The 6,702-nt window shown below is 60.8% G+C and carries 7 protein-coding genes; 6 read left to right on the top strand and 1 reads right to left on the bottom strand.

Translation table 11 applies throughout. From position 1 onward, the window contains the following. Positions 1-467 precede the first annotated feature (467 nt). A complete protein-coding gene (locus H7C19_RS32240; RefSeq protein WP_185673193.1) occupies positions 468-1,541 on the bottom strand; it encodes an LCP family protein in 1,074 nt (357 codons plus the stop codon). A 224-nt stretch (positions 1,542-1,765) separates the two neighbouring features. On the opposite strand from H7C19_RS32240, the gene H7C19_RS32235 reads away from it, so the two are divergent. The 6 genes from H7C19_RS32235 to H7C19_RS32210 all read left to right on the top strand — a co-directional run bounded on the left by H7C19_RS32235 (position 1,766) and on the right by H7C19_RS32210 (position 6,614). Beyond that, positions 1,766-2,107: a Dabb family protein gene (locus H7C19_RS32235; RefSeq protein WP_246470164.1), complete on the top strand. Its 342-nt coding sequence runs from the start codon at positions 1,766-1,768 to the stop codon at positions 2,105-2,107. Next, entirely contained in the window at positions 2,104-2,865 is a 762-nt protein-coding gene (locus H7C19_RS32230; protein ID WP_185673192.1) for an SDR family NAD(P)-dependent oxidoreductase, read from the top strand. The genes H7C19_RS32235 and H7C19_RS32230 overlap by 4 nt, the downstream gene beginning before the upstream one ends. Positions 2,866-3,237: 372 nt before the next feature. Continuing rightward, a complete protein-coding gene (locus H7C19_RS32225; RefSeq protein WP_185673191.1) occupies positions 3,238-4,308 on the top strand; it encodes an ABC transporter substrate-binding protein in 1,071 nt (356 codons plus the stop codon). A gap of 4 nt (positions 4,309-4,312) precedes the next feature. Beyond that, positions 4,313-5,092, top strand: coding sequence for an ABC transporter ATP-binding protein (locus H7C19_RS32220; RefSeq protein WP_185673190.1), 780 nt, complete (start codon positions 4,313-4,315; stop codon positions 5,090-5,092). Then, the gene (locus H7C19_RS32215; RefSeq protein ID WP_185673189.1) at positions 5,073-5,912 is read left to right on the top strand and encodes an ABC transporter permease; all 840 of its coding nucleotides are present in this window, start codon (positions 5,073-5,075) and stop codon (positions 5,910-5,912) included. Before H7C19_RS32220 ends, H7C19_RS32215 begins: the two co-directional genes overlap by 20 nt. 228 nt (positions 5,913-6,140) lie before the next feature. Continuing rightward, positions 6,141-6,614 carry a GlcG/HbpS family heme-binding protein gene (locus tag H7C19_RS32210; protein WP_185673188.1) on the top strand — a complete coding sequence of 158 codons (474 nt, stop codon included), beginning with the start codon at positions 6,141-6,143 and terminating at the stop codon, positions 6,612-6,614. Positions 6,615-6,702: the final 88 nt, after the last annotated feature.

Genomic DNA, 6,702 nt, shown 5'->3' with positions numbered 1-6,702 from the left:
GATTTTATCGACTAACTCGGGTGGATTGGGGTAGGCGTACCGGGAGATAGTCGATTTTATCGACTAACGCGGGTCGATTGGGGTAGGTGAACCGGGAGATAGTCGATTTTATCGACTAACGCGGGTGGATTAGGGTAGGCGTACCGGGAGATAGTCGATTTTATCGACTATCTCGAGCGGATTGAGCTAGACGTACCGGGAGATTTTATCGACTAAAACGGGGCGATTGGGGTAGGTGAACAGGGAGATGGTCGACTTCATCGACTATCTCTGGCGTATCGGTGCTGGCGTATCGGTGCTGGCGTATCGGTGCTGGCGTAACGGGTCTGTGGCGTACCTAGAGAGGCGGATCGTGCAATCGCTCCGCCGACCGCATCCTATGCCCGCCCTCCTTTTCGCGCAAAAAAAGCCGCTTCCAGGCCGGAACGACCGGGGAGGCAGCCTTTTGCGCGCTAGCGCTGCACGGCTCAGTTGGATTTGTCCGGATCGGGCGAAGGATCGACGCCGACGACGTCGGCCAGCTTCAGGTTGCCCGTGTGCGTAAGGCCAACCTCCGTCCGCAGGCTCGCCAGCGCTTGCTTCAGGTCGTCTTCCTTCACGTAGATATAGGGGCTCTCCCAGCGGCTCTCGAGCGGAATCATGTCGATCGTATTCGGCTTCACCTTGTTGAAGCCGTATATCCACTGGCGCATCTCCGACTCGGGAATATCGGTCTTGACGTTGTCGCCGAGCAGATCCAGCACCTTGCCCCACTGCGTCATGCCTTGGAAGGTCGCGAGCTGATCTGTCAGCTCCTTGATGACTTGCTGCTGCCGGGTATTGCGGGCGATATCGGAGGACTGCTGCGTGCCTTCGTTCGATTTGCGGTACCGGACGAAGTCGAGCACCTTCTTGCCGTCCAGATGCTGCAGGCCTTTCTTCAGATTGATGTCCGTGCCGTCCGCCGAATCCTTGTAGCGCATATCCATGTCCACGTCGATATCGAGCCCGCCGACCGCGTCGACCAGCTTGCGCAGGCCGTCGAAGTTGATTAGGACCATGTAGTCGATCGGGAAATCGAACAGTTCGCTGTAGAACGCCTTCGTCTCCGTTAGCGCGGTTTCTTTGTCCTTGTTATAGAAGTAGGCGTAGTAGTAGTTGGCTTTGTGCGCGGAGAGCGTCTTCGGCTTCAACTGCAGGTCGCGTGGCAGGGATACGAGGCTGGCGGAATGCGTGCCGGGGTTGATGCTGCCGAGCATCAGCACGTCGGTGTTCAGCGAGCCGCCGCTGCCGACGCGGTGATCGATTCCGGCGAGGAGGAACGTATGCGGGCGGTATTCGTCTTGCTTGACGGGTTCGGCGCCGCCTTCGTTCGTGGCGGCGGGGGCCGTTGGCGTAGCTGTGGCTGCAGGTTCGTGGCTGGACATCTTGCCGATGGCGTCGTCCGCTTTATAGTAGAGGTATCCTGCGTAGCCGCCGACGGCCAGGATTAACGCTCCCAGGGTAATCGATGCACGGATGAGGGTCTTGCGAAGCCATTTCTTGTTCTTGAGGGGTGTCATGGAATCCTCCGGATCTGAAGAGAAATTGGGTAAACTTTCCTAACATATTGTAAGCGAAGCGGCGTGGAAGCAAAAGAAAGAAATTACACAGAATTTGACGATTTAACGGCGCTTAGAGTTGCAAATGGGAGCGGCGCCTTATCGGAAGCGGGGAAGTTATGATAAAATAGCGTACAAACGACTAACAGAATTGCTCAATACAATCGCTGGAAGGAAGGGTTCATATGACTTTGCAGAACGGCCAGACCATCCGCCACATGGTGATTTTCGATTTGAAGCATCCGCAGGGCTCCGCGGAGGCGAAGCGATTCATCGCCGACGGTCGGCGCATTCTTGCTTCGATTCCGACGGTTCGAAACTTCGGCGCCTTCTCCCAAGTCAGCGCGAAGAACGATTATACATACGGGTTCTCGATGGACTTCGCCAGCCAAGCCGATTACGACGCGTACAACGCCCATCCTTCGCACGAGCAATTCGTCCGCGAGCGGTGGGAGACGGAAGTGACGCGCTTCCTCGAGATCGACTTTCAGCTGCCTGCGGGCGCCGAAGGAGGCGCTGCGGAATGAAGATCGATCTCTCCGGCCGCACGGCCCTCGTGACCGGCTCTACGGGCCAGCTAGGCCGCGTGATGGCGCGGACGCTGGCGCAATGCGGCGCCGACCTGGTCTTGCACTACAGAGGCAACGAAGCCAAGGCGAACGAGCTGCGCGAGGAGATCCGGGCGCTCGGCCGCGAAGCGATGACGGTACAGGCCGACGTGGCGAGCCTCGAATCCGTCCATGCGATGCAAGCCCGGGTGGCGGCCGAACGCGGCTCTGTAGATATTGTAGTAGCGAATGCCGTCGCTCAATACCAGTGGACGACCATTTTGGAGCAGCCGACCGCGGATTATTTCAGCCAATTCGAAACCTGCGTCATGCAGAGCGTCCATCTGGCGAAGACGTTCGTGCCGGATATGATCGGCCGCGGGTACGGGCGCATGATCGGCATCAACACCGAGTGCGTCATGCAGAACTTCCCGACACAGTCGGCCTACGTCGCCGGCAAGCGGGGGATGGACGGCATCTACCGCATTCTGGCCAAGGAAGTCGGCGAGCATCAGATCACGGTTAACCAAGTCGCCCCCGGATGGACGATCAGCGAGCAGGACCGGACGAATCGCACCGAGCGCAACGAAGGCTACGAGAGCTCCGTTCCGCTCAAGCGGCGCGGTACCGATCAAGAGATCGCGAACGTCGTCGCGTTCCTCGCGTCGGATCTCGCCAGCTTCATTACCGGCGCCTATATCCCCGTCAGCGGGGGCAACGTCATGCCGGCGATCTGACGCGGAAGGTTCGTCCGGAAGCGAACGGCCGGCAGTTAACTTCACAAGACATTTACGTTCAGGGAGCCCTCGCGGCTCTTTTTTTTCGCGAAAAAGGCGGTTTGGCGTTCAACGATAGGCAGCGGCCGGCGGGACGGCGTGACGAACAAAGGAGAAGGGGAGCGTCGTGCGGTCGGGCGGAAGAACGGGATGTCCGGGATCTGCCGTTCCGTGGCAGCTACGGCCGAGCCGGGCGACATTTTTTGCCGGAAAGGGCTTCATCCGCTAGCAAGCGGGCCGCTTCCTGCATATGTAACCATAGACGGATGTCTAAGCAACCGGCATATGCCGTCGAATCCATGCCATCGATGAAGCAGGAAGAGGGAGAGAATCATGGGAAAAACAAAGGCCGTCGCCGTTATGCTGCTGTCGTTCGCCCTGCTCCTGGGGGTCGCCGCATGCGGAAGCGGCGGCGCGAACGTATCGCCATCCTCCTCCGCGTCGCCTTCCGCGCCGCCTAGCGAGCCCTCGCCGTCCGCCGGTTCGGCCGAGACCGTCACCGTCAAGTTCTCCGAAGTCATCCGTTCGATCTTCTACGCGCCTCACTATATTGCCATCTCCAAGGGATTTTTCCAGGAGCAAGGGCTCAAGATCGACATGAACACGGCGCAAGGCTCGGACAAAGGCGCGGCGGCGCTGATCGCCGGCACGGCGGATATCTCGCTGGTCGGACCCGAGACCGCGATCTATATCCACAATCAGAAGGGCGCCAAGACGCTGAAGATCTTCGCCCAGCTGACAGGCAAGGACGGTTCGTTCCTGCTGTCCCGGAACAAGCTGGATTCGTTCCAGTGGAGCGATCTCGCAGGCAAGACCGTCATCGGCTGGCGACCCGGCAGCGCGCCGCAGATGGTGCTGAACTCCATGCTCCTGAAGGAGAAGACGCAGGGCGTCAACGTCGTCACCAATATCGCGTCCACCGCGATGGCCGGCGCGTTCGCCAGCGGGCAGGGCGACTTCATCCAGCTGTTCGAGCCCGTCGCCTCGACGCTGGTCAAGGAAGGCAAAGCCTACTACGCGGCATCGCTCGGCGAATCGTTCGGACCGTTCCCGGAGACGTCGTACGTAGCGACGTCGGACTATATCGCGAAGCATCCCGATATCGTCGCGAAGTTCGCGAAGGCGGTGCATGAAGGCGCCGCATGGCTCGACACCGCCTCCGAAGCGGACATCGTGGCCGCGCTGAAGCCGTTCTTCGACGGCACGCCGGAAGACATGATCGCCCAGTCCGTAGCCAACTACAAGAAGCAGGGAACCTGGTCCGCGGACCAGGTACTGACGCCGGAGCAGTTCGAGACGCTGCAGCGCGTCCTGATCGAGAACGGGACCTTGAAGCCGGAGGAGAAGATCGCGAAGCTGGAAGACGTCGCGGATATGTCCTTCGTCCAGCAGCTCGGGAAGTAAGCCGATGGCGCAGATCGAGATGCAAGACGTCTCCCTCAGCTACTTCACGCCCAAGCAGGAGACCGAGGCGCTGCGCGGGATTCGGCTGTCGATCGAGAACGGGGAGTTCATCAGCATCGTCGGGCCGAGCGGCTGCGGGAAGAGCACGCTGCTCTCCCTGATCTCCGGGATGCTGAAGCCGACTTCCGGCAAGATTCTGATCGACGGGCGGGAGGTCTCCGGCACTTCGCCCAAGGTCGGATACATGCTGCAGCACGACCACTTGTTCGAGTGGCGCGACGTGCTCAGCAACCTCCTGGTGGGCGCGGAGATTCGCAGGATGGATCGGAAAAAAGCGGAGCGCAAGGCGCTCGAGCTGCTCGAGCGCTACGGCCTCGGCGGCTTCGCGCGGCACAATCCGTCCCAGCTCTCGGGCGGCATGCGGCAGCGAGTGGCGCTCATCCGCACGCTCGTCACGGAGCCGGACATTCTGCTGCTCGACGAGCCCTTCTCCGCGCTGGACTATCAGACGAGGCTGACGCTGGCCGACGAAGTTCACGGCATCATCAAGGACCAGGGCAAGACGGCGGTGCTCGTCACGCACGACATCTCCGAAGCGATCACGATGGCGGATCGGGTCATGGTCATGTCGCAGCGGCCCAGCGCGATCTCGGCCGTATACGACATCCGTTTCGAGGAAGGAGACTCGCTGTCCGCCTGGACGAAGCGGGAGTCCGCTTCCTACAATTCGTATTTCAGCACCATCTGGAAGGAGTTGCAGGCTCATGCCGTTTCAGCCGTATAGACATTCTGCAGGAGCTTTGCGGCCTTCTCCGCTCTACCGGCGTTATCTGTCCGCGCAGCGAAGGCGGCGAGCGCTGATCTGGCTGTCCAGGCTGGCGGTGCTCGCCGCCTTCCTGTGCCTGTGGGAATGGGCAGCCCGCGAAGGCTGGATCGACTCGATGCTCACGAGCAAGCCTTCGCAGCTGTGGACCTCCTTCCGCGAGCTGCTCGTGGAAGGCAAGCTGCTGAAGCATACCTGGACGACGACGCTCGAGACGCTCGTCGGCATCGTGGTCTCCATGGCGCTGGGGACGGTCATCGCGGTCGTCTTCTGGTGGTCGACGTTCGCCTCGAAGGTGCTGGACCCGTATATGGTCGTGCTGAACGCGCTGCCCAAGGTCGCGCTCGGACCGATCTTCTACATCTGGCTGGGCGACCGTTATTCGATCTACGGCATGGCGGTCGCAATCTCCGTCATCGTCACGATCATGATGGTGGAGAACGGGTTCAAGGAGATCGGCCGGTCGAAGCTGAAGCTGATGGAGTCGTTCGGCGCCACGCGCACCCAGATGCTGCGGATGGTCATCCTGCCCGCCAGCATCCCGAACTGGATCGCCACGCTGAAGGTGAACGTAGGCTTGACGCTGGTCGGGGTCATCATGGGGGAATTCCTGTCTTCCAAAGCCGGTCTCGGCTATCTGATCATCTACGGCGGCCAGGTATTCCAGATGAACATGGTCATGGTGAGCATCGCGATCTTGGCGGTTCTGTCCATCGCCCTATACGGTCTGGTGAATCTGCTGGGCGCCTGGTTGAAGCGCAAGAATCACTTCGAATCGTGACGGAAAACCGTTCCCCGTTCCGGAACTGGCGAAAGATCGTCCCGTGCTGACGCATCATCGTTTCAGTCGCGATGAATGATCGTTCTAGCCCTGACATAAGAACATTCCAGCACTGGCGAATGTTGGGTTCCGTCCTCATGGCCGATCGTTCCTTCGATAAGGTCTAATCCGGCCGGCGGCACATAGATTAAGCGATAAAGCCGCGCAACACCGGATGGGAGGAATGCGATGAAGCCGGCATGGAAGTTGGAATTGGCGGAAGCGAGGCTCATGATCGAAGCCGCGATCCGCGTCTCGGAAGCCGAGGGGGCGCGGGAGACGATCTGCGTCGCCGACGACGGCGGCTGCGTGATCGCGCTGGCGCGGATGGACGGGGCACGCCGGACCGGCCCCGAACTGGCGATAGCCAAGGCGTTCACCGCGAGCGGGCACAAGCGCTCGACGCATCTGCTGGGCGAGCCGGGCGGTCCGGCGGCGGCGGGCGGGGAGGCGTTCGGTATCCATGCGATGTTCCCGGGCCGGTTCGCGATCTTCGTCGGGGGCTTCCCGATCGTGGTGAACGGAGAGGTCGTCGGCGGGATCGGCGTCAGCGGCGGGACCGGCGATCAAGACAAGGCGGCGGGACTGGCCGCGCTGAACGCGCTGCAGGAAGGCCTCGGGCCATCCTATCGCGTGCTGACCGAATTGGATATCCGTCTCTGAGCATGCCTCTGATTCCGTCCGCGGGAGTGGATGAGGCAAAACAGACGGTCAGACGAAACGGATGGACGGACGGATGGATGGATGGATG

The sequence above is a fragment of the Cohnella nanjingensis genome, assembly GCF_014212125.1.
GTDB classification, from domain to species: domain Bacteria; phylum Bacillota; class Bacilli; order Paenibacillales; family Paenibacillaceae; genus Cohnella; species Cohnella nanjingensis.
This window is presented reverse-complemented; position numbering and strand designations above follow the sequence as displayed.